This is a genomic window from Pseudomonas fluorescens, from assembly GCF_001623525.1.
In the GTDB taxonomy this organism is placed as follows: Bacteria; Pseudomonadota; Gammaproteobacteria; order Pseudomonadales; family Pseudomonadaceae; genus Aquipseudomonas; species Aquipseudomonas fluorescens_Q.
On sequence record NZ_CP015225.1, the window covers coordinates 4,287,635 to 4,309,187 of the forward strand.

Sequence of the window (21,553 nt, forward strand, 5' to 3'; positions counted from 1 at the left end):
TACGCCTAAGATCCCCATGTGGAAACGAGCTTGCTCGCGATAGCGCCCTTCCAGGCGCCAGCAAAACTCAGCTTTCAGCAATCAACCAATCCATCTGCCACCCGCCCTGGGTCTGCCCCAGCTTTTTCGACAGCCACGGCAGCAGTTCACGCAACTCTTCCTCTAACCCCCACGGCGGATTGGCAATCGCCAGGCCGGAGCCGTTCAGGCTGTTGGGCGTCGCCAATGGATGCACCAGCAGTTCCACCCGCAACAGCTTCGGTGCGCCCGTGCCGGCCAGGTCCTGGTAGAAGCGGCGCAACATCCGCTGGTCCTTGACCGGGTACCAGATCGCCGCCACCGTCTGGCGCATCCGGCCAATGGCTTCCTTGAGGGAGGCGGCGCAGCGCTGCATCTCGTCCGGCTGTTCGAAGGGCGGATCAATCAGCATCAGGGCACGCTTCTCTGCCACCGGCAGCAGCGCCCGCGGCACATGCCAGCCCTCACCCAGGTGGACCGCCACGCGACGGTCGCCTTTCATGTTGTCCTTGAGCAACACGCCGTCTTCAGGGTGCTTCTCATTGAGCAGCACACGGTCCTGCGAACGGGTCAGGCGCCGCGCCAACTCCGGCGAGCCCGGGTAGTAGCGCAACTGCCCGTCCGGGTTCATCTCGTGCAGCACCTTCATGTAATCGGCGGTCAGCGGCGGCAGATCGCTCTCGCCCCACAACCGCGCAATGCCTTCCAGGTACTCACCGGTACGGTTGGCCTGGTCACCCTGCAAGTCGTACAACCCGATGCCCGCGTGGGTATCGAGGTAGGCGAAGGGCTGCTCCTTGCGCGACATCAAGGCGATGAGGCGGGTCAAGGTCAGGTGTTTGAATACATCGGCGTGATTGCCGGCGTGGAAGGCGTGGCGATAATTCATGGCGGCTCCTGCGAAGGGCGACGAGTTTACCTTGAAGCGCGTCGAACGTCAGGGGTTCGCAGCCCAGCGGACAGGTCACCATCAGCCCAGCTCTCGCAGCAAATAGGCCTGCAATGGCGCCATTTTCGCCTCAACCACCGCCGATCGCTCAAGAAAGTGGGCAATCTTGCAGCGCAGGACGCTGCCGTCGACCCGCTCGAACACATGCGGATGCTCTTCACCCAGCCAAGTGAGCACGTTTTCCAGCAGACAGTCCGTCGGACCCTCGGCCGTTGCGGCCAACAGGGTGATGGGCACTTGCCACCAGGGAAAAGCCTGGGCCGGCCGCTGGGCATTTCCCACGACCTCAAGGGATCGCCCATTGATCAGGCAACGTTTGATAACCGGCAAGAGTTGCCCGGCCTCCACCTCGGTCGATTGCAGGATCGGTCGCATGAAGCGCCCATCCCAAAAGCGCAGGAAGACCGGCTTGCCACCGGGCAACAGTACCTGTGTGAGCCCTCGCAAGTGTTCGACAAGGATTTCTTGACTCACGCACGAAACCGCCAGCCAACCCCAATCGAGGGAATCGGTGGCGGCTATCCAATCAAGAAACCCACTGTCTGCGCTGACCAGCCCTACATAGGGCATGACCGCTTCCCACCCGGCGTACGGCGTGTCGGCCCAGATCGGGCTGGCGACCGAGTTCATCGAGCGCCTCCAGGCCGACAACGCTCCGGCGCTACTGGCATTGCTGAAAATGGCGAATAGTTGCTCGGAGACCTGCAAGGGGTGCTCCTCAAGCCAGGCGCGAGGAGATTGATCGCTGTTCATGGACGCCCCCGGACATCGACAGGTTTGTGAAAGACCGGAGGCGTTGCACAGGCGCCATTTCTGCAACGCTCGCACTCCTCACAGAACGGCGCCGAACCTTGGAAACTGAGAATCTGCGCAAGGGAAAGCGCAGGCGCCGCCGCAGCGACCCGCTTCTCGGCGCTGCCTGGAGAGCCGGATGCCGCGCTCATGACCGCCATCGGCGCGCCACCGACCTCGATGGGTACGCTGCTGGAAATCCCGCCGGCACCGATGTTGATCCAATGACCGCCAGCCTGAAGGGTCACGCTCGCGCCCCCGTCCAAGACTACCTGCTGGCCGGCGCTGACATGAAACTGCTGGCTGGCATTCAGGACCTGGCTGGTGACACGAATATGCCGCTCGCCGCTCACCAGCAGATGATCGTCATGCCGCACTTCTGCCCGGCGTTGACCGTGGGTGAGGCGCTGCTCATCGGCCTTGAGCTCGTGCCGTGCCGTACCGGCGACAACGATGCTGCGCTCGTGATCGACCTGCACCCGCTGGTCATGCAGCACATGCTGGGTCCAGTTGCGCTGGGCCCGCAGGTAGATCTCCTCGGCGCCCTTGCGATCTTCGATGCGCAATTCGTTGTAGCCTCCCCCGCCGGGGCTGCTCTGGCTGCGCAACACGCTGCGGGTCTTGTCCGCAGGCAAGTCCAGCGGCACTGGGTTGGCGCCGTTGGGCAGACAACCGACGACCAACGGCTTGTCCACGTCGCCATCGATGAACCCCACCAGGACCTCCATCCCGACCCGGGGGATCATCACTGCGCCATAGCGATCGTGAGCCCAACCGGAGGCCACGCGCAGCCAGCAGCTGGAATGCTCGTCGCGTTGACCGTCGCGATCCCAGACCAGTTGCACCTTGACCCGTCCGAACTCATCGCAATGGATCTCGCTGTCCACCGGCCCGGTCACCACCGCCAACTGATAGCCCTGGGCACGGGGCTTTTCGTGATGCAAGGGTGGCCGAAAGAACACGTCCCATGGCGTGGCAAGAAAGGTATTTTTGTAGCCTTGGAATTCATCCGGGCCGGCGGCGGTTTCTTCCAGCACCTGCGGTTGGCGGCCATGATGGTCGATCTGCGTCAGGAGCCAGAGATCATTCCACGGCTCTCGGGGATGTTCCTTGATACGCATGAAATGTCCGCTGACCAGGGCGTTTTCATTGCTGCCGCCTTCTGCCACGCAGTGGTCGGCGCCGTGGCGCTCGAGGGCGCGTCGGGTCAGATGCTTGCCGTCGTCACGGGCGCAGAAACCACCGGGATAGTGATAGTCCTCGAGCACAGGACGCTGTCGATTGTCGAGTTGGGTTTGCAGTAACGAACCGGGCCTGCGGAAGTCGTAATCGCGCAACGTCACGGCAGTGGTACGGGTCTGGAGCCGCACCGCCAGGCGCTTGATGGCCGGCTCGTCGGTAGCCATGCCGCTGTCCGGCAGGTATAGCGTCGACTCAGGCAGGCGGGGAAACACCGTCTGGTCGTCACCGAACACCAGCAGATGACCGCAAGGGCGGTGCCTGAAGTGATAATGGATACCGACTTCGGCGCAGATCCGCTCGATGAAGGCCAGGTCGCTTTCGCCATACTGCACACAATACTCGCGTTCGGGATATTGGCCGCCAAGCGTGAACTGGCAGGCATCCGCCAGGATCCCGTGCTCCTTCAACACCCGGGCGACGATATCGGGTACGTTCAGGCGCTGGAAAATCCGCTGGTTGATGCGATGGCGCAAGTAGGCCAGGCGGGGCACCAGGCTGATCTGGTAACGGGTCAGGCGTTTGCCCGAATCCCCCTGGGCCACGCTATAGACCTGACCGTGTACGCCACTGTCCCGATCATCGAACCCCAGAAATGCCTGGCGATGCAGGAGCTCTTCCAGCGCCAGGTCAGACCGCTCGCTGACCAGTTCCAGGTCAAAGCGATAGGGTTGGCTGATGGCCTCCTGCCCCTTGAACTCAAGCACTTTGAGTTCACTCGGCCCGCTGTCGAGCGTTAGCGTGAAACGTGATGGATTGGCAGGCGCGAACATCCGATGTCCTTTGCTGAGTGGAGGCCAGCGATTCTGCATCAGCCATCGGAAAGTTGATCGACGCTCAGGAAAAACAGATTTTCCTTACATACACAAAGCTAAAAGCTGCAAAACGTGTGGCGCTTTCCGACAGACAATCCTTGCATCACGCCCTTCAGAAACCGTCGCACGAATGAATCAGCAACTTCTTACAACGCAACAGGACTCTGACTGCAAGTTCGCGTGATAACGTTTTTTACCCGATTACAAAAAGCAAAGGACGCAACCCATGACCATTCGCTACGCAAAGATTGCAATGATCCTGGCGCTCGCCGCATTCGCCTTCCTGACCGTGTTCAACAACATCACGGACTACAGCTCCAATTTCAATTTCGTCCATCACGTGCTGAGTATGGACACCACCTTCCCCGACAATGCCGCCCGGTATCGTGCGATCGACCAACCCTGGGTGTGGCACGGCGCCTATTGGCTGATCATCCTCGGTGAAGCCATCACGGCAGGCCTGCTGGGCTACGGCGCGCTGCTGCTGTGGCAGGCGCGCAAGGCCGAGGGCGCGGTGTTCGCACGTGCCAAGGGGTGGGCCATCGCCGGCTTGACGGTGGGTTTTTTCGTCTGGTTTTTCGGCTTCATGGTCGTTGGCGGCGAATGGTTTCTGATGTGGCAGTCAGAAATCTGGAATGGCCAGGATGCCGCGTTCAGATTCTACATGGCGATCCTGGGCGTGCTGATCTTCCTCAACCAGGCGGATCCCGACATGGCGTGAGCGCCGTGAGCATCGCGGGCCCACATCACGCTTCCCATAAGTGTCGAAAGTTTCACGTCAACAACATCAAGAACTTCAGGAAACTCACTGATGAAATTTCCCCTGCTCGCCGCTGCGAGCCTGATCACTGCCTTTCATCTTTGCCCCCCCGCGGAGGCCCACTTGATTTGGAATGGAGACGCCGCCAATCCTATCGGTAAAGAAAAAATATTCGCGAATGCCGTGAGTGAATGCCCAGCCCCGTCCAGCATCACCGTGGTAGACGATGATGACCGAGGCAAATCCTGGTTATTCCATAAAGGCGCCGGCGAGCCCCGCTGCGAAGCACGCAATATCAGGACTGGCGCCAATCACACACCCTATCGATTCGAAAAGGACAGAACCTATTTTATTGGCTGGTCATTCAAGTTGAATGACACCCAGAGCAATCATCATCCATTCCAGTGGAAGTCCTATGAAGCGGGGCATCAACAAAACTATCCGTTCCTGATGAGTGCCAAGGACGGCAACTTGAGGCTTTTCTACTACGGCATGCCAGGCGAGACATCCGGTGTGATCTGGACCCAACCTATTGAACCGCTGAAGTGGTACTGCCTGGTCTTGGCCATCCATACTTCCAATCAATCAAGCAGCGGTTGGACGCAGTTATGGTTCGAGGGTCAGGCACAGACCTTCAGCAACGGCCAGAAACGCTTTTCCGGAAGAACCTGGGACGGCGCGAACATAGGTGCGAACGAGCCTAAATGGGGCGTTTACAATAAGCATCAGCCAGGCGTCATGGAGGATGTGAAGAACTATATTTCCGGCCTGAAGATCGGCACCACGTACGCCGATGTCGAACAGTCCTGTCATTGAGGGGCTGGATTCGCTCGGTGAGCCATACGTTTTGCCAGTCCCATCCCACCTGACACCCGTAAAAAAGGCCCGCCTCCATTGGAGACGGGCCGTTTTCATGCAAGTCGTCCTGCGAGCCATCAAGGCCTCGCCGAAGGCCTTACTGGTTCAGGCGAAAATCTTTTTCCGCCGCGTCGAAGCGCTGCAGCATACCGGCGGTAGGCGCGCCCATCTTGCTGACGAAGTAGATAGCCAGGCTGGCGAAGATGAAGCCCGGGATGATTTCGTACAGGCCCAGCAACGCGAAATGCTTCCAGACGATCACGGTGATCGCACCCACCAGAATGCCGGCGAGCGCGCCATTGCGGGTCATGTTTTTCCAGATCACGGAGATCAGCACAACCGGGCCGAAGGCGGCACCAAAACCGGCCCAGGCGTAGCTCACTAGGCCCAGTACGCGGTTTTCCGGGTTGGCGGCCAGGGCAATGGCGACCAGGGCCACCAGCAGCACCATGGCGCGGCCGACCCAGACCAGTTCCAGCTGGGAAGCGCCCTTGCGCAGGAAGGTCTTGTAGAAGTCTTCGGTCAGGGCACTGGAGCACACCAGCAACTGGCAACTCAGGGTGCTCATCACCGCCGCCAGGATGGCCGACAGCAACACACCGGCAACCCAAGGGTTGAACAGGATCTTCGCCAGCTCGATGAACACCCGCTCTGGGTTCTCGGTCACGGGACCGGCCACGTCAGGGTGCGCCGAGAAGTAAGCGATACCGAAGAAGCCCACAGCCACGGTGCCGCCCAGGCACAGGATCATCCAGGTCATGGAAATGCGACGGGCATTGGCGATCGACTTGACCGAATCCGCCGCCATGAAGCGCGCCAGGATGTGCGGCTGGCCGAAGTAGCCCAGGCCCCAGCCCATCAGCGAGATGATGCCGATGAAGGTGGTGTTTTTCAGCATGTCGAACGACGTAGGATCTTTTGCTTCGATGGCCAGGAACGTGGTGTCCACACCACCGGTAGCCAGCAGCACGATGATCGGCGTGAGGATCAGCGCAAAGATCATCAGGGTGGCTTGTACGGTGTCGGTCCAGCTCACGGCCAGGAAACCACCGACGAAGGTGTAGGCAATGGTCGCTGCAGCACCGGCCCACAGCGCCGTCTCGTAAGACATGCCGAAGGTGCTTTCGAACAGACGGGCACCGGCCACGATGCCGGAAGCGCAGTAGATGGTGAAGAACACCAGGATCACCACCGCAGAGATGATCCGCAGCACGCCGCTCTTGTCTTCGAAACGGCTGGAGAAGTAGTCCGGCAGCGTCAGTGCGTCACCGTTGTGCTCGGTCTGAACCCGCAGGCGACCGGCCACGAACAACCAGTTCAGGTAGGCACCGGCGATCAGGCCGATGGCGATCCAACTTTCCGACAGGCCGGACATGTAGATTGCACCGGGCAAACCCATCAACAACCAGCCGCTCATGTCGGAAGCACCTGCAGACAGTGCCGTCACCACGCTGCCCAGGCTACGACCGCCCAGGATGTAATCGGAAAGGTTGTTGGTGGAGCGGTAAGCCATCAGACCGATCAGGACCATGGCTGCGATATAGATCACGAAAGTGATCAAGGTGGGATTACTAACACTCATGAGTTACGCCCTGGCTTTGTTTTTATGTAGCGGTGGCAGTTGAAAGCGTCGACAACACAGACGTTGTAGCGACGATTTGCAGTCCCGCGAATTTATGACTGATGTTTCCCCAGGAAAGCCATCAGCCGATGCCCCTCGGCTTTGAACCGGTTGCACCTTGGCCGCGAATGCTATTCAACAAATCAAATAAGGTGCAACCAGTTTCGTTCGAATAAGTTGCACCTGATCGGTTTTATCGCAAAATCTGTGTTTTTTGCTCCCTTTTAGTGCAGTTCCCAGCGCTCAGCTAGAAGCCAAAGCACTAAGCCGGTGCAGAATCAACCGGACGATATTTGCTTCCGGATGAGCTGCCTGTCATTTCGAGAAAAAAAGGGTTGCACCCGGTTGCACCTCAATCATCCCGCAGCTAATCTTGCCGCCAGCTGATGCCACGCGATACGTGGTAAACATGAGGATAAAAATATGGCTACCACCACCCTTGGGGTCAAACTCGATGACCCGACCCGCGAACGCCTCAAGGCGGCCGCAACCTCGATTGATCGCACGCCGCACTGGCTGATCAAGCAGGCAATTTTCAATTACCTGGAAAAACTCGAGGGTGGTGCAACCCTGACCGAGCTGAACGGTTCACCTCGCACCGACAGCGACGATGCTGGCGATGTGCAAGTCGACCATGCTCACCAATGCTTCCTCGAATTTGCCGAGAGCATCCTGCCGCAATCGGTCCTGCGCGCCTCCATCACGGCCGCTTACCGTCGCCCAGAGCCGGAAGTGGTGCCGATGCTGATCGAGCAGGCCCGCCTGCCGGCACAAATGGCCGAAGCCACCAACAAACTGGCGGCTTCGATTGCTGAAAAACTGCGCAACCAGAAAAGTGCCGGCGGCCGTGCCGGTATCGTTCAGGGTTTGCTGCAGGAATTTTCCCTGTCGTCCCAGGAAGGCGTAGCACTGATGTGCCTGGCCGAGGCGCTGCTGCGCATCCCGGACAAAGGCACCCGTGACGCCCTGATCCGCGACAAGATCAGCACCGGCAACTGGCAGCCACACTTGGGCAACAGCCCGTCGCTGTTCGTCAACGCCGCCACGTGGGGCCTGCTGCTGACTGGCAAGCTGGTCGCTACCCATAACGAAGCGGGCCTGACCTCTTCCCTGAGCCGCATCATCGGCAAGAGCGGCGAACCGATGATCCGCAAGGGCGTCGACATGGCCATGCGCCTGATGGGCGAGCAGTTCGTCACCGGTGAAACCATCGCCGAGGCCCTGGCCAACGCCAGCAAGTTCGAAGCCAAAGGCTTCCGCTATTCCTACGACATGCTAGGTGAAGCCGCACTCACCGAACACGATGCGCAGAAGTACCTGGCCTCGTACGAACAAGCCATCCACTCGATCGGCAAAGCGTCCCACGGTCGTGGGATTTATGAAGGCCCAGGCATTTCCATCAAGCTGTCCGCCCTGCACCCACGTTACAGCCGCGCCCAGTACGAGCGCGTCATGGACGAGCTGTACCCACGCCTGCTGTCGCTGACCCTGCTGGCCAAGCAATACGACATCGGCCTGAACATCGACGCCGAAGAGGCCGACCGCCTCGAGCTGTCGCTGGATCTGCTCGAGCGCCTGTGCTTCGAGCCGCAATTGACCGGCTGGAACGGCATCGGCTTCGTGATCCAGGCCTACCAGAAGCGTTGCCCGTACGTGATCGACTATGTGATCGACCTGGCTCGTCGCAGCCGTCATCGCCTGATGATTCGCCTGGTAAAAGGCGCGTACTGGGACAGCGAAATCAAGCGCGCCCAGGTCGAAGGCCTGGAAGGCTATCCGGTCTATACCCGCAAGGTGTACACCGACGTGTCCTACATCGCCTGCGCCCGCAAACTGCTGTCGGTGCCGGAAGTCATCTACCCGCAGTTCGCCACGCACAACGCCCATACCCTGGCAGCCATCTACCACATCGCCGGTCAGAACTATTACCCGGGCCAGTACGAATTCCAGTGCCTGCACGGCATGGGTGAACCCCTGTACGAACAGGTTGTAGGCAAGGTTTCCGAAGGCAAGCTGAACCGTCCGTGCCGCGTGTACGCTCCGGTCGGCACTCACGAAACACTGCTGGCGTACCTGGTACGTCGCCTACTGGAAAACGGCGCGAACACTTCGTTCGTCAACCGTATCGCCGACCAGTCCATCTCGATTCAGGAGCTGGTGGCCGATCCAGTGGCCAGCATCGAGCAGATGGCGACGCTGGAAGGCGGTTTCGGCCTGCCGCACCCGCGCATCCCGCTGCCGCGCGACCTGTATGGCAGCGACCGGGCCAACTCCAGCGGCATCGACCTGGCCAACGAACATCGTTTGGCGTCGCTGTCCTGCGCCCTGCTTGCCACTGCCCATAACGATTGGAAAGCCGTGCCGATGCTCGGCTGCGCCGCCAGCGAAGAAACCCCGGCCCCGGTACTGAACCCGTCCGATCACCGCGACGTGGTTGGCCATGTGCAGGAAGCCACGGTCGCCGATGTCGACAACGCCATCCAGTGCGCCCTCAACGCCGCACCGATCTGGCAAGCCACGCCGCCAGCCGAGCGCGCCGCGATCCTCGAACGTGCCGCCGACCTGATGGAAGGCGAGATCCAGCCGCTGATGGGCCTCCTGGCCCGCGAAGCCGGCAAGACCTTCGCCAACGCCATTGCTGAAGTGCGTGAAGCGGTGGATTTCCTGCGCTACTACGCGGTGCAGGCGCGCAACGATTTCACCAACGATGCCCACCGCCCACTGGGTCCGGTGGTCTGCATCAGCCCGTGGAACTTCCCGCTGGCGATTTTCAGCGGCCAGGTCGCCGCTGCCCTGGCCGCCGGTAACCCGGTATTGGCCAAGCCCGCCGAGCAGACGCCATTGGTGGCGGCCCAGGCGGTGCGCCTGATGCTTGAAGCCGGCATTCCGGAAGGCGTGCTGCAGCTGCTGCCGGGGCGCGGCGAAACCGTCGGAGCCCGCCTGGTGGGTGACGAGCGGGTCAAAGGCGTGATGTTCACCGGCTCCACCGAAGTCGCGCGCCTGCTGCAACGCAACATAGCCGGGCGCCTGGACAACCAGGGCCGTCCGATCCCGCTGATCGCCGAAACCGGCGGCCAGAACGCCATGATCGTCGACTCCTCGGCGCTGACCGAACAAGTGGTCATCGACGTGGTGTCGTCGGCCTTCGACAGTGCCGGCCAGCGTTGTTCGGCCCTGCGGGTCCTGTGCCTGCAGGAAGATTCCGCCGACCGCGTCATCGAAATGCTCAAGGGCGCCATGGCCGAATCGCGCCTCGGCAACCCTGAGCGCCTGTCCGTGGACATCGGTCCGGTGATCGACGCCGAAGCCAAGGCTGGCATCGAGAAACACATCCAGGCCATGCGCGACAAGGGTCGCACCGTGTACCAGATGGCAATCGCCGACAGTGACGAGTGCAAGCGCGGCACCTTCGTGATGCCAACCCTGATCGAGCTGGAAAGCTTCGACGAGCTGCAGCGCGAGATCTTCGGTCCGGTGCTGCACGTGGTGCGCTACAAGCGCAAGGAACTGGGCCAGCTGATCGACCAGATCAACGCCTCCGGCTATGGCCTGACCCTGGGCGTGCATACGCGCATCGACGAGACCATCGCCAAGGTGATCGACAATGTCCATGCCGGTAACGTCTACGTGAACCGCAACATTGTCGGCGCTGTGGTCGGCGTGCAGCCGTTTGGCGGCGAAGGCCTGTCGGGCACCGGTCCCAAGGCCGGTGGTCCGCTGTACCTGTACCGCCTGCTGTCGACACGTCCTACCGATGCGATCCAGCAATCCTTCGCCCGTGGTGATGCCCTCACCGCGCCGGACCTGCGTTTGCGCGACGCCATGAGCAAACCGCTGACCGCCCTGCAAGCCTGGGCCGACAGCCAGAAGCTCGCCGAGCTGAGCGCCCTGTGCGTGCAGTTCGCGGCTCAATCGCAAAGCGGTATTACCCGGACTCTGACCGGCCCGACCGGCGAGCGCAACAGCTATGCCATCCTGCCGCGCGAGCACGTGTTGTGCCTGGCCGACGTGGAAGGCGACCTGCTGACACAACTGGCGGCCGTACTGGCGGTGGGCGGCTCGGCTGTGTGGCCGGAAACCGACACCAGCAAGGCTTTGTTCGCACGCTTGCCGAAGGAGATTCAGGCGCGCATCCAGCGGGTGGCTGACTGGAGCAAGGACGAGGTGCTGTTCGACGCGGTCCTGCACCACGGCGATTCGGATCAACTGCGCGGCGTTTGCCAACAGGTAGCCAAGCGCACCGGCGCTATCGTCGGGGTCCATGGCCTGTCCCAGGGCGAGACCAGCGTGGCGCTGGAGCGTCTGGTGATCGAGCGAGCCTTGAGCGTCAACACCGCGGCCGCGGGTGGTAACGCCAGCTTGATGACTATCGGTTAAACCGCTGCAACCCAGGCACCTGCAATGGGTGCCTGGCAATCCAATCCCTGTGTGCGAGCTTGCTCGCGATAGCGGTGGTTCAGTCAGGAATGTTGTCGACTGAGATACCGCTATCGCGAGCAAGCTCGCCCCCCATTGGGATTAGTGTCGCCCGCACCTCTGCATCACTACCATCAATCATCCTGTTCAGCCTTTATCAGCACGCCTAGACTCGGCCCATCCCAAAAAAAGGTAAGCCGCCATGTCCGAGACGCTGCTCAGTTCCCGCAATCTGGCTTTCGAGCTGTATGAAGTCCTCGATGCCGAGGGCCTGACCCAGCGCGAGCGGTTCGCCGAACACAATCGCGAAACCTTCGACGCGGCCCTCGCGACGGCGCGAAACATCGCCGAGAAATTTTTCGCCCCCCACAATCGCAAGAATGACGAAAACGAACCGCGCTACGAGAACGGCGAGGCGATTCTGATTCCCGAGGTGAAACCGGCGGTGGATGCCTTCCTCGAGGCGGGCTTTCTCAACGCCGCACGCAGTTTCGAGGCAGGCGGCATGCAACTGCCAACGTTGCTGTCCCAGGCCTGCTTCGCGCACTTCCAGTCGGCCAACGCCGCGTCCACGTCTTATCCGTTCCTGACCATGGGCGCGGCGAACCTGATCGAAAGCTTCGGCAGCGAAGAACAGAAAAGACGCTTCCTGCAACCGATGATCGACGGTCGTTTCTTCGGCACCATGGCCCTGACCGAACCCCATGCAGGCTCTTCGCTGGCGGATATTCGTACGCGTGCAGAGCCGGCATCCGACGGCACCTATCGACTCAAGGGCAACAAGATCTTCATTTCCGGCGGCGATCATCCGTTGTCGGAAAACATCGTGCACATGGTCCTGGCGAAATTACCGGACGCGCCGCCGGGTGTGAAAGGCATTTCGCTGTTTATCGTGCCCAAGTTCCTGGTCAACGATGACGGCAGCCTCGGCCAGCGTAACGACGTGCTGTTGGCCGGGCTGTTCCACAAGATGGGCTGGCGTGGCACCACCTCCACCGCGCTGAACTTCGGCGACAACGGCGCGTGTGTCGGTTACCTCGTAGGTAAACCGCACCACGGCCTGAGCTACATGTTCCAGATGATGAACGAGGCGCGGATCGGCGTCGGCATGGGCGCAGTAATGCTGGGTTACGCCGGCTACTTGTATTCCCTGGAATACGCCCGCGAACGCCCGCAGGGCCGGGTGCCCGACAGCAAGGACCCGACCACCGCCCCGGTGACGATCATCCAGCACGCCGACGTGCGCCGCATGCTGCTGACCCAGAAGGCCTACGTTGAAGGTTCGTTTGACCTGGGCCTGTACGCGGCGCGCTTGTTCGACGACACCACCACCCTGGAAAGCGAAGCCGAGCGCAGACGCGCCCATGAGCTGCTGGACCTGCTGACCCCGATCGTCAAATCCTGGCCCTCTGAGTTCTGCCTGAAGGCCAACGAGCTGGCGATCCAGATCCTGGGGGGCCACGGCTACACCCGCGAATACCCAGTGGAGCAGTATTACCGCGACAATCGCCTGAACCCCATCCATGAAGGCACCCACGGCATCCAGTCCCTGGACCTGCTGGGGCGAAAACTGGCGCAGAACGGCGGTGCCGGGCTCAAGCAGCTGGTCCGCCTGGTGGCCGACACCACCGAACGCGCCCAGGCGCACCCATCGTTAACGCCGTTGCGCCAACCACTGGAAGCCCTCGTGGCACGCCTGCAAACCGTCACCCTCGGACTGCTGACGGACCTGGCCCAGGGCAAGGTGAACAGCAGCCTGGCCAACTCGGCCCTGTACCTCAAGGTGTTTGGCCATATGGTGATTGGCTGGCGCTGGCTGGAACAGGCGATCCGTGCCGAGGAGGGCTTGGCCAAGGGGGATACCGCGGACAGCGACTTCTATAAAGGCAAGCTGCAAGCGGCGCGCTACTTCCTGACCTGGGAAGTGCCGGGTTGTCATCATGAGCTGGCAATTCTCGAAGCGCGGGATGATACGTGCCTGGGGATGCGGGATGAGTGGTTCTGATCCAGGGCGGCGCCGCTGAAATCCAATCGCGAGCAGGCTCGCTCCCACAAGGGTTCCAAGTGGACGCGACATCTGCGCTCACCACCGATCCATTGTGGAAGCGAGCTTGCTCGCGATAGCGGTGTTTCAGCCAACACACAGGCAACTGTGCTGACGCCGTCGCGAGCAAGCTCGCTCCCACACAAACCCCACAGTCAACATTCGTTAACGGTTTCAGGCCTGCTGGATCGTCTTGGCAATCACATCGACCGTGGCGCTGACTTGCTCTTGGTAACGGTCGAGTTCCGCTTGATGTTGCTTCTGCATTTCCATCTGCTGCGAACACAGGTTCATGGCCGCCAGCACCAGCAGGCGATCACCGATCAGCGTCGGGTACTTCCTTTTCGTATCGGCCAGTGCGGCCTTGAGCATCGAAGCGGCGTCCAACAGGGCCTGTTCCTGCCCGGCCGGCGCTTTGATTGAATAGTCTTCTCCCAGGATCGAGATGACTGTCACTCCATCGGCGCCGTGCTTCATGCGCTGACAGGACCGGCGCTGGCGCGCTCAATCAGGGCCTGGATGCGGGCCGCGGTGGTGCCGTGCAGTTCTTCCTGTTCCATCAGGCTCAGTTGCAGGCTTTCGTTTTCATCCTTGGCCTTGGCAAGCTCGGTGTTCAGGGTTTCGTTCAGGCCGGTGAGGTGACGGTTCTGTTGCACCAGGTCATTGACCAGTTGCTCAAGTTGGCTGAGGGATGTTTCCAACATATTGATTTCCAGGCTTTTTCAAGGGGCGCGTACGATAAAGAAAAGTCACTGCCAATGCCACGCTTTACGGGGTGGCAGGGCTTTCCAGCGAGTTTTAGAGACTGCGAATGGAGAATCTGGTTCCGACCCTTCGTCGCACCGCCACCTTTGCTCCGTGACAAAAACACGCATGTCACTCAAGACTTTAGTCGTATGACCGATAAGTCAGGGAACAGCAGTCACAGCCCCGCACGGACGCATCTACTTCCGGTACTTTCCATGTCCCTACGTAATATGAACATCGCGCCGCGGGCGTTCCTGGGGTTTGCCCTGATCGGCGCCCTGATGCTGGCCCTTGGGGTATTTGCCCTGACCCAGATGAGCAAAATCCGCACGTCCGGCGAAAACATCGCCCAGAACAGCGTACCCAGCATCAAGGCCCTGAATGAGTTCACCCAGCTCACCCTGCGCCTGCGCGTCTTGTCCTATCGCTTGCTGGTCAACCGCGAGCCGGACATCCAACAGAAAACCTACGATCTGGTCGAACAACGCAGCCAGCAGATCCGCGCGGCCCAGACCACCTACGAAAAGCTCATCAGCGCTTCGGACGAACGGGCCGCCTACGACCAACTCGTGCAACTGCTCGGGCAGTACCGTCAGCTCGAAGAGCGCATGAAGACCCTGTCGCGAAATAATCAGGTCGATGAACTGCGGGCGCTGCTCAACACTGAACTGCTGAGCAACTCAGATGCCATCAATGCCGCAATCGACCGCTTGGTGGAGATCAACAACCTGCAAGCCGAGGCTCTCAATAAGGGCGCGGCGCAACAATATTCAAGCGCTTTCAACTGGGTGGTCACCCTGCTGCTCATCGCCACCGGCCTGACCCTGCTGTTCGCCTGGCTGCTGACCAACAGCATCACCAAACCGATCGCCAACGCCCTGGACGCTGCCGAAGAAATCGCCAAGGGCAACCTGACTCGGCCGATCACCGTGGATGGCAGCGACGAAGCCGGTCGCCTGCTGCGGGCAATGTCGACCATGCAGGAAAAACTGCGCGACACCTTGCAGCGGATCTCCGGCTCGGCCACACAACTGGCCTCCGCCGCCGAAGAACTCAACAGTGTCACCGATGAAAGCGCCCGTGGCCTGACCCAGCAAAACAACGAAATCGAGCAGGCCGCCACCGCAGTCAACGAAATGACCAGCGCCGTGGAAGAAGTCGCGCGCAATGCAGTGAGCACCTCCGAAGCATCGAAAAACGCCACCACCTCCGCAGGCGACGGTCGCGACCTGGTGCAGGAAACCGTCAGCGCCATCGAACGCATGAGCGCCGATGTGCAAAGCACCGCGGCGTTGATCGGCAACCTGGCCGATGAATCCCGTGACATCGGCAAGGTGCTGGACGTGATCCGTGGCCTGGCCGACCAGACCAACCTGCTGGCCCTGAACGCCGCCATCGAAGCCGCCCGTGCCGGTGAGGCCGGTCGTGGTTTTGCCGTGGTGGCCGACGAAGTCCGCGCCCTGGCCCATCGCACCCAGCAGTCGACCAGCGAGATCGAGCGCATGATCGGCAGCATCCAGAGCGGCACTGAACACGCCGTGGATTCGATGCGCAACAGCACCGAGCGCGCGGAGTCGACGCTGAACATCGCCCGCGGCGCCGGCATGTCCCTGGACACCATCAACACCGCCATCGTCGAGATCAACGAACGCAACCTGGTGATTGCCAGCGCCGCCGAAGAGCAGGCCCAAGTGGCCCGTGAAGTGGACCGCAACCTGGTGAACATCCGCGACCTGTCGGTGCAATCGGCCACCGGCGCCAACCAGACCAGCGCCGCCAGTGCCGAACTGTCGCGCCTGGCCGTGGACTTGAACAACATGGTTGGGCGGTTCAGCCTGTAACCCACTAACGGTTGATCGTCCACAGACCGTGAGCGATCAACCCTCCAGCTTTTGTGGCGAGGGAGCTTGCTCCCGCTGGGCTGCGAAGCGGCCCCAGGACCTCAAAAGCGACGACTGCTTCGCAGCCGAGCGGGAGCAAGCTCCCTCGCCACGGTATGATCAGCTCCCCTCCCTCCCAACCTTTTTTGACAGCATCACATTTCAACAGGTTAGAATCGCTGGCACGCAGACTGCATGGTCAGTCTGCGCCCGCCCTTAGCTTTCCCGGAGTACTGCCATTGACTGCTACGACCATCAACAGCCTGTTCTTGATCGGCGCGTTGCTGGTAGGTGCGAGCATCCTGGTCAGTTCCCTTTCGTCCCGCCTGGGCATCCCGATCCTGGTGATCATCCTGGCCGTGGGCATGGTGGCCGGTGTCGACGGCGCCGGTATTCTTTTCGATAACTACGCCACGGCTTATCTGGTCGGCAACCTCGCCTTGGCCGTCATCCTGCTGGACGGCGGCTTGCGCACGCGAGTCTCGAGCTTTCGCGTCGCACTGTGGCCAGCGTTGTCGCTAGCCACGGTCGGTGTGTTGATCACCACCGGGCTGACCGGCCTGGCGGCGGCGTGGCTGTTCAACCTGAACCTGATCCAGGGCCTGCTGATCGGCGCCATCGTCGGCTCGACCGATGCCGCGGCGGTGTTCTCGCTGCTGGGCGGCAAGGGCCTGAACGAACGGGTCAGCGCCACCCTCGAGATCGAGTCCGGCAGCAACGACCCCATGGCGGTGTTCCTCACTGTCACCCTGATCGGCATGCTCGCCAGTGGCGAAACCGGCTTGCACTGGAGCCTGCTGGGGCATCTGGTGCGCGAGTTCGGCATCGGCGCGGTGATCGGCCTGGGCGGTGGCTGGCTGATGTTGCAACTGGTCAATCGCATCAACCTGGCCAACGGCCTGTACCCGATCCTGGTCATCAGCGGCGGCCTGGCGGTATTCGCCTTGACCAACGCCCTGCACGGCAGCGGCTTCCTTGCGGTCTACCTGTGCGGCCTGGTGATCGGCAACCGTCCGGTGCGCAGCCGCCACGGCATCCTGCACATGCTCGATGGCATGGCCTGGCTGGCACAGATCGGCATGTTCCTGGTGCTAGGGCTGCTGGTCACGCCTCATGACCTGCTGCCCATCGCCCTGCCCGCCCTGGGCCTGGCGCTGTGGATGATTCTGTTTGCACGGCCCCTGTCGGTCATGGTGGGCCTGTTGCCATTCAAGGCATTCCACGGTCGCGAAAAAGCTTTTATCTCCTGGGTCGGCCTGCGCGGCGCGGTGCCGATCATCCTCGCGGTGTTCCCGTTGATGGCTGGCCTGCCTCACGCCCAGCTCTATTTCAACCTGGCGTTCTTTATCGTGCTGGTCTCGCTGCTGGTGCAGGGCACCAGCCTGCCGTGGGTCGCCAAGCTGCTGCACGTGACCGTCCCGCCGGAGCCCCTGCCGATTTCCCGGGCGGCGCTGGAAGTCCATGTCACCAGCGAGTGGGAGCTATTCATCTATCGCCTGGGCGCGGAAAAATGGTGCATCGGCTCGCCCCTGCGGGACCTGAAAATGCCCGATGGCACCCGCATCGCGGCACTGTTTCGGGGCCAGCAACTGCTCCATCCGTCGGGCAGTACGGTGCTGGAAGTCGGTGATTTGCTGTGTGTTATCGGCCATGAACACGACTTGCCAGCCCTTGGAAAACTGTTCAGCCAAGCGCCGCAGCGGGGCCTGGATCTGCGTTTCTTCGGCGACTTCGTACTCGAAGGAGACGCCCAGCTGGCCGCGGTTGCGGCGTTGTACGGGTTGCAACTGGACGGCATCGATCCGGACATGTCCCTGGGGCGCTTCATTGCCCAGAAAGTCGGTGGCGCGCCGGTGGTGGGCGACCAGGTGGAATGGAATAACACTCTGTGGACCGTCGCGGTCATGGACGGGAACAAGATAGGCAAAGTGGGCGTCAGATTCCCCGAAGGAAGTCGCCCGGGTCCCGGCTTGTTCCTCTAAACTGCTCCCACTCTCACTTGCTTGACCGGTCTCTATGCCTACCCTGCGCTCCTTTATCACCATCGCCCTGCTGGGCCTGAGTCTTTCCATCTGCACGCTGCAAGCCGCTGAACCGCTGACCAGCGCCTCGGTAGAAGCCAGCCTGGACAAGATCGCCGACCGCAAACTGCCGGAAGCCGAGCAGAAGGCCTTGCAGGCGGTGCTGCAAAACACCCTGACCCAGCTCAACAATAAGGCCGACTACGAACAGAAGCTGCTCGCCCTCAAGCAGCAATTGGCCACCGCCCCCAAGCAGAACATCGAAAACCAGCGCGAACTGGCGCGGCTCAAAGGCACCGCGGTGGTGCCGGTGGCGCAACGCTACGCCAACCTGCCGATTCCCCAGCTCGAGCAAATGCTCACGGATCGCTCCACCCAGCAGGGCGATCTGCAAAAAGCCCTGGCCGACGCCAACAGCCTGATCATCACCGCCCAGACCCGTCCCGAGCGGGCCCAGGCGGAAATTTCCAGCAGCCAGACCCGCATCCAGCAGATCAACGCCATCCTCAAGGCCGGCCGAGACGCCGGCAAGACCCTGAGCGGCGAGCAGCGCGACCAACTCAACGCCGAGCTGCTGGCGCTCAATGCGCTGATTCCGCTACGCCGCCAGGAACTGGCCGGCAACAGCCAACTGCAGGATCTGGGCAACGGCCAGCACGACTTGCTGATGGAAAAAATCGCCCGCATGGAGCAGGAAATCCAGGACCTGCAAAACCTGATCAACCAGAAGCGCCTGGCCCAGTCCCAGGAGACGGTGACCCAGCAATCCATCGAAGCCCAGAAGGCCGGTGGCAGCAGCTTGCTGGCGACCGAGAGCGCGGCCAACCTGAAGCTCTCCGACTATTTGCTCAAGAGCACCGACCGCCTCAACGAAGTCACCCAGCAGAACCTGCAGACCAAACAACTGCTGGACAGCGTCACCCAGACCGACGCCGCCCTGGATGAACAGATCAGCGTGCTCAAGGGCAGCCTGCTGCTCTCCAAGATTCTCTACAAGCAGCGCCAGACCTTGCCGCGCCTCAAGCTGGACCAGAACCTGGCCGACCAGATCGCCGACATCCGCCTGTACCAGTTTGAAGTCAGCCAGCAACGTGAACTGCTGAACAACCCCAGCGCCTACGTCGACAGCCTGCTGGCCTCCCAGCCCTCGGAACAAGTCACCCCGCAACTGCGCAAGACCTTGCTGGAACTGGCCCTGACCCGTGTCGACCTGCTGGAACGGCTGAACCGTGAGTTGAGCGCAGTGCTCAACGAATCGATCACCTTGCAGCTCAACCAGAAACAGCTGCTCAGCACCGCCCAGAACCTGCGGGCGACCCTCGAAGAGCAGATGTTCTGGATTCCCAGCAACAAACCGCTGGATTTCGAATGGATGCGTGCGGTGCCGACGCGCCTGGAAAAACAGATCGACTCGCTGCCCTGGGCTTCGAGCCTCAGTGAACTGGCCGATGGCCTGACCCAGCGGCCACTGCTGTTCCTGCCCCTGGCGCTGCTGATCGGGGCGTTGCTGTGGCGGCGCAAGAATCTCTATGCTCGCCTGAACAAGGTTCACCAGGACGTCGGTCACTTCAAGCGCGACAGCCAGTGGCACACCCCCCAGGCGATCCTGATCAATATCCTGCTGGCGATGCCGGTGGCCCTGGCACTGACCCTCTGCGGCTACGCCTTGCAAATCGACGCCCGCGGCCAGAACGCCAACCTCGGTGCGGCGCTGCTGCAGATCGGCCAGGCCTGGCTGGTGTTCTACACGGCCTATCGCGTGCTGGCCCCCGGCGGCGTGGCCGAGTTGCATTTCCGCTGGGAGAAACCCCAGGTCGAATTCCTCCAGGGCTGGATCCGCCGGCTCGGGCTGGTGGTGTTGGCGTTGGTGGCTGTGGTGGCCGTGGCCGAGTTGCAACCCTCGACCCTGGCCGATGACGTGCTCGGCATGCCGGTGGTGCTGACCTGCTACGCGCTGATGGCGTGGTTACTCAGCCGTCTGCTGCTGAGCAGCCCGACCCACAAGAACACTTCGTTGTTCCGCAAGGCGGTCGGGGTGCTGTTCACCGCGCTGCCGATCGCGCTGTTCGTGGCGGTGTGCTTCGGCTACTACTACACCGCGCTGAAACTCAGCGATCGATTGATCAACACCCTGTACCTGCTGATGTTCTGGCTGGTGATCGAAGCCACCTTTGTGCGCGGCTTGTCGGTGGCAGCGCGGCGCCTGGCCTACCAGCGCGCCCTGGCCAAGCGCCAGGCTGCCAAGGAGGCCGGCGATGGCGAAGCAGTGGTCGAGGAACCAACCCTGGACATCGAGAAGATCAACGAACAGTCCCTGCGCCTGATTCGCCTGGCGCTGCTGGGCGGCTTCATCGCCGCGCTGTACTGGGTCTGGTCGGACCTGATCAGCGTGTTCTCGTACCTGGACAACATCACCCTCTACGAATATACCAGCGGCACTGGCGCCAACATGAGCATGGTGCCTATCAGCATCGGCGACATGCTCGGCGCGCTGATCATCATCGGCATCACCTTCGCCCTGGCGCGCAACCTGCCGGGCCTGCTGGAAGTGTTCGTGCTGTCGAAGCTGAACCTGGCCCAGGGCAGCGCCTACGCCACCACCACGTTGCTGTCCTATGTGATCGCCGGCGTCGGTTTCGTCACCACCCTGTCCACCCTCGGCGTGAGCTGGGACAAACTGCAATGGCTGGTGGCCGCGCTGTCGGTGGGCCTGGGCTTCGGCATGCAGGAGATCTTCGCCAACTTCATCTCCGGCATCATGATCCTGTTCGAGCGTCCGGTGCGCATCGGCGACACCATCACCATCGGCAATCTGTCGGGCACGGTCAGCAAGATCCGCATCCGTGCGACTACCATCACCGACTTCGACCGCAAGGACATCATCGTCCCGAACAAGACCTTCATCACCGGGCAACTGATCAACTGGTCGCTGACCGACACCGTCACCCGGGTAACCTTGAAACTGGGCGTGGACTACGGCTCGGACCTGGACCGGGTGCGTGAGTTACTGCTCAAGGCGGCCCGCGAGAATCCACGGGTGCTGAAGGAACCGGAGCCGATCGTGTACTTCCTGAACTTTGGTGAAAGCACTCTCGACCATGAGCTGCGCATGCACGTACGCGACCTCGGTGACCGCAACCCGGTACTGGACGAGATCAACCGCTTCATCAACCGTGAGTTCAAAAAGGAGCACATCAACATCTCCTTCCGGCAGATGGAAATCTATCTGAAGAACATGCAAGGCCAGGAGTACAAACTGGTACCCGCCGAGCCTGATAAAAAGACCATCCCGCCCGTGCCGTCGGCTGTCGCCAGCATCAAGCCGGTGCCTGAGCCGCCGCAAGGCACACTCGACTGATTGCGGGTTGCCTGCGGGCGTCCCGCCGGAGACGG

General features: G+C 61.4%; 13 protein-coding genes and 1 pseudogene. 8 read left to right on the forward strand and 6 right to left on the reverse strand.

Features of this window, described 5'->3' with window-relative positions; all coding sequences use genetic code 11:
• Positions 1–67: 67 nt before the first annotated feature.
• The 3 genes from TK06_RS18395 to TK06_RS18405 form a co-directional block, all read right to left on the reverse strand.
• Complete coding sequence (locus TK06_RS18395; protein ID WP_063323236.1) at positions 68–907, reverse strand: 23S rRNA (adenine(2030)-N(6))-methyltransferase RlmJ; 840 nt, start codon at positions 905–907, stop codon at positions 68–70.
• Positions 908–988: 81 nt separating this feature from the next.
• On the reverse strand, positions 989–1,720 hold the full coding sequence (locus TK06_RS18400; protein ID WP_063323237.1) for a DUF4123 domain-containing protein: 732 nt from the start codon (positions 1,718–1,720) through the stop codon (positions 989–991).
• Positions 1,717–3,771 (reverse strand): type VI secretion system tip protein VgrG, encoded by a 2,055-nt coding sequence (locus TK06_RS18405; RefSeq protein ID WP_063323238.1) that lies wholly within the window; start codon positions 3,769–3,771, stop codon positions 1,717–1,719. Before TK06_RS18405 ends, TK06_RS18400 begins: the two co-directional genes overlap by 4 nt.
• Positions 3,772–4,039: 268 nt before the next feature.
• Between TK06_RS18405 and TK06_RS18410 the strand changes: the two genes are divergently transcribed.
• Both TK06_RS18410 and TK06_RS18415 read left to right on the forward strand, forming a co-directional pair.
• On the forward strand, positions 4,040–4,534 hold the full coding sequence (locus TK06_RS18410) for a DUF2165 family protein (protein WP_063323239.1): 495 nt from the start codon (positions 4,040–4,042) through the stop codon (positions 4,532–4,534).
• Between the two features lie 90 nt (positions 4,535–4,624).
• Entirely contained in the window at positions 4,625–5,389 is a 765-nt protein-coding gene (locus TK06_RS18415; RefSeq protein ID WP_063323240.1) for a heparin lyase I family protein, read from the forward strand.
• Positions 5,390–5,528: 139 nt separating this feature from the next.
• On the opposite strand, the gene putP is transcribed toward TK06_RS18415, so the two are convergent.
• Positions 5,529–7,013, reverse strand: a complete 1,485-nt coding sequence (putP, locus tag TK06_RS18420) for a sodium/proline symporter PutP (RefSeq protein ID WP_063323241.1) — start codon at positions 7,011–7,013, stop codon at positions 5,529–5,531.
• Between the two features lie 462 nt (positions 7,014–7,475).
• On the opposite strand from putP, the gene putA reads away from it, so the two are divergent.
• Both putA and TK06_RS18430 read left to right on the forward strand, forming a co-directional pair.
• Positions 7,476–11,429, forward strand: a complete 3,954-nt coding sequence (gene putA, locus TK06_RS18425; protein WP_063323242.1) for a trifunctional transcriptional regulator/proline dehydrogenase/L-glutamate gamma-semialdehyde dehydrogenase — start codon at positions 7,476–7,478, stop codon at positions 11,427–11,429.
• 241 nt (positions 11,430–11,670) lie between these two features.
• On the forward strand, positions 11,671–13,473 hold the full coding sequence (locus tag TK06_RS18430) for an acyl-CoA dehydrogenase (RefSeq protein ID WP_063323243.1): 1,803 nt from the start codon (positions 11,671–11,673) through the stop codon (positions 13,471–13,473).
• 213 nt (positions 13,474–13,686) lie between these two features.
• Here TK06_RS18430 and TK06_RS18435 read toward each other — a convergent pair whose 3' ends face one another.
• On the reverse strand, positions 13,687–13,989 hold the full coding sequence (locus TK06_RS18435) for a cell division protein ZapA (protein WP_003197073.1): 303 nt from the start codon (positions 13,987–13,989) through the stop codon (positions 13,687–13,689).
• Positions 13,986–14,216: a hypothetical protein gene (locus TK06_RS18440; protein ID WP_063323244.1), complete on the reverse strand. Its 231-nt coding sequence runs from the start codon at positions 14,214–14,216 to the stop codon at positions 13,986–13,988. The genes TK06_RS18435 and TK06_RS18440 overlap by 4 nt, the downstream gene beginning before the upstream one ends.
• A 273-nt stretch (positions 14,217–14,489) precedes the next feature.
• Here TK06_RS18440 and TK06_RS33555 point away from each other — a divergent pair.
• The 4 genes and pseudogenes from TK06_RS33555 to mscK all read left to right on the forward strand — a co-directional run.
• Positions 14,490–15,197 (forward strand): annotated as a pseudogene (locus TK06_RS33555) (MCP four helix bundle domain-containing protein); the annotation flags it as partial.
• Between the two features lie 198 nt (positions 15,198–15,395).
• The gene (locus TK06_RS33560) at positions 15,396–16,100 is read left to right on the forward strand and encodes a methyl-accepting chemotaxis protein (protein WP_371856959.1); all 705 of its coding nucleotides are present in this window, start codon (positions 15,396–15,398) and stop codon (positions 16,098–16,100) included.
• Between the two features lie 278 nt (positions 16,101–16,378).
• Entirely contained in the window at positions 16,379–18,121 is a 1,743-nt protein-coding gene (locus tag TK06_RS18450; protein WP_063323246.1) for a potassium/proton antiporter, read from the forward strand.
• 34 nt (positions 18,122–18,155) lie between these two features.
• A complete protein-coding gene (gene mscK, locus TK06_RS18455; RefSeq protein ID WP_063323247.1) occupies positions 18,156–21,518 on the forward strand; it encodes a mechanosensitive channel MscK in 3,363 nt (1,120 codons plus the stop codon).
• Positions 21,519–21,553 lie beyond the last annotated feature (35 nt).

Bases quoted from the DNA above. Each gene is read 5' to 3' on its own strand.
- TK06_RS33560 (WP_371856959.1), top strand. From the start codon at position 15,396: ATGACCAGCGCCGTGGAAGAAGTCGCGCGCAATGCAGTGAGCACCTCC.
- TK06_RS18410 (WP_063323239.1), top strand. From the start codon at position 4,040: ATGACCATTCGCTACGCAAAGATTGCAATGATCCTGGCGCTCGCCGCA.
- TK06_RS18395 (WP_063323236.1), bottom strand. From the start codon at position 907: ATGAATTATCGCCACGCCTTCCACGCCGGCAATCACGCCGATGTATTC.
- TK06_RS18440 (WP_063323244.1), bottom strand. From the start codon at position 14,216: ATGTTGGAAACATCCCTCAGCCAACTTGAGCAACTGGTCAATGACCTG.
- TK06_RS18415 (WP_063323240.1), top strand. From the start codon at position 4,625: ATGAAATTTCCCCTGCTCGCCGCTGCGAGCCTGATCACTGCCTTTCAT.
- putA (WP_063323242.1), top strand. From the start codon at position 7,476: ATGGCTACCACCACCCTTGGGGTCAAACTCGATGACCCGACCCGCGAA.
- TK06_RS18405 (WP_063323238.1), bottom strand. From the start codon at position 3,771: ATGTTCGCGCCTGCCAATCCATCACGTTTCACGCTAACGCTCGACAGC.
- TK06_RS18400 (WP_063323237.1), bottom strand. From the start codon at position 1,720: ATGAACAGCGATCAATCTCCTCGCGCCTGGCTTGAGGAGCACCCCTTG.
- putP (WP_063323241.1), bottom strand. From the start codon at position 7,013: ATGAGTGTTAGTAATCCCACCTTGATCACTTTCGTGATCTATATCGCA.
- TK06_RS18430 (WP_063323243.1), top strand. From the start codon at position 11,671: ATGTCCGAGACGCTGCTCAGTTCCCGCAATCTGGCTTTCGAGCTGTAT.
- TK06_RS18435 (WP_003197073.1), bottom strand. From the start codon at position 13,989: ATGAAGCACGGCGCCGATGGAGTGACAGTCATCTCGATCCTGGGAGAA.
- mscK (WP_063323247.1), top strand. From the start codon at position 18,156: ATGCCTACCCTGCGCTCCTTTATCACCATCGCCCTGCTGGGCCTGAGT.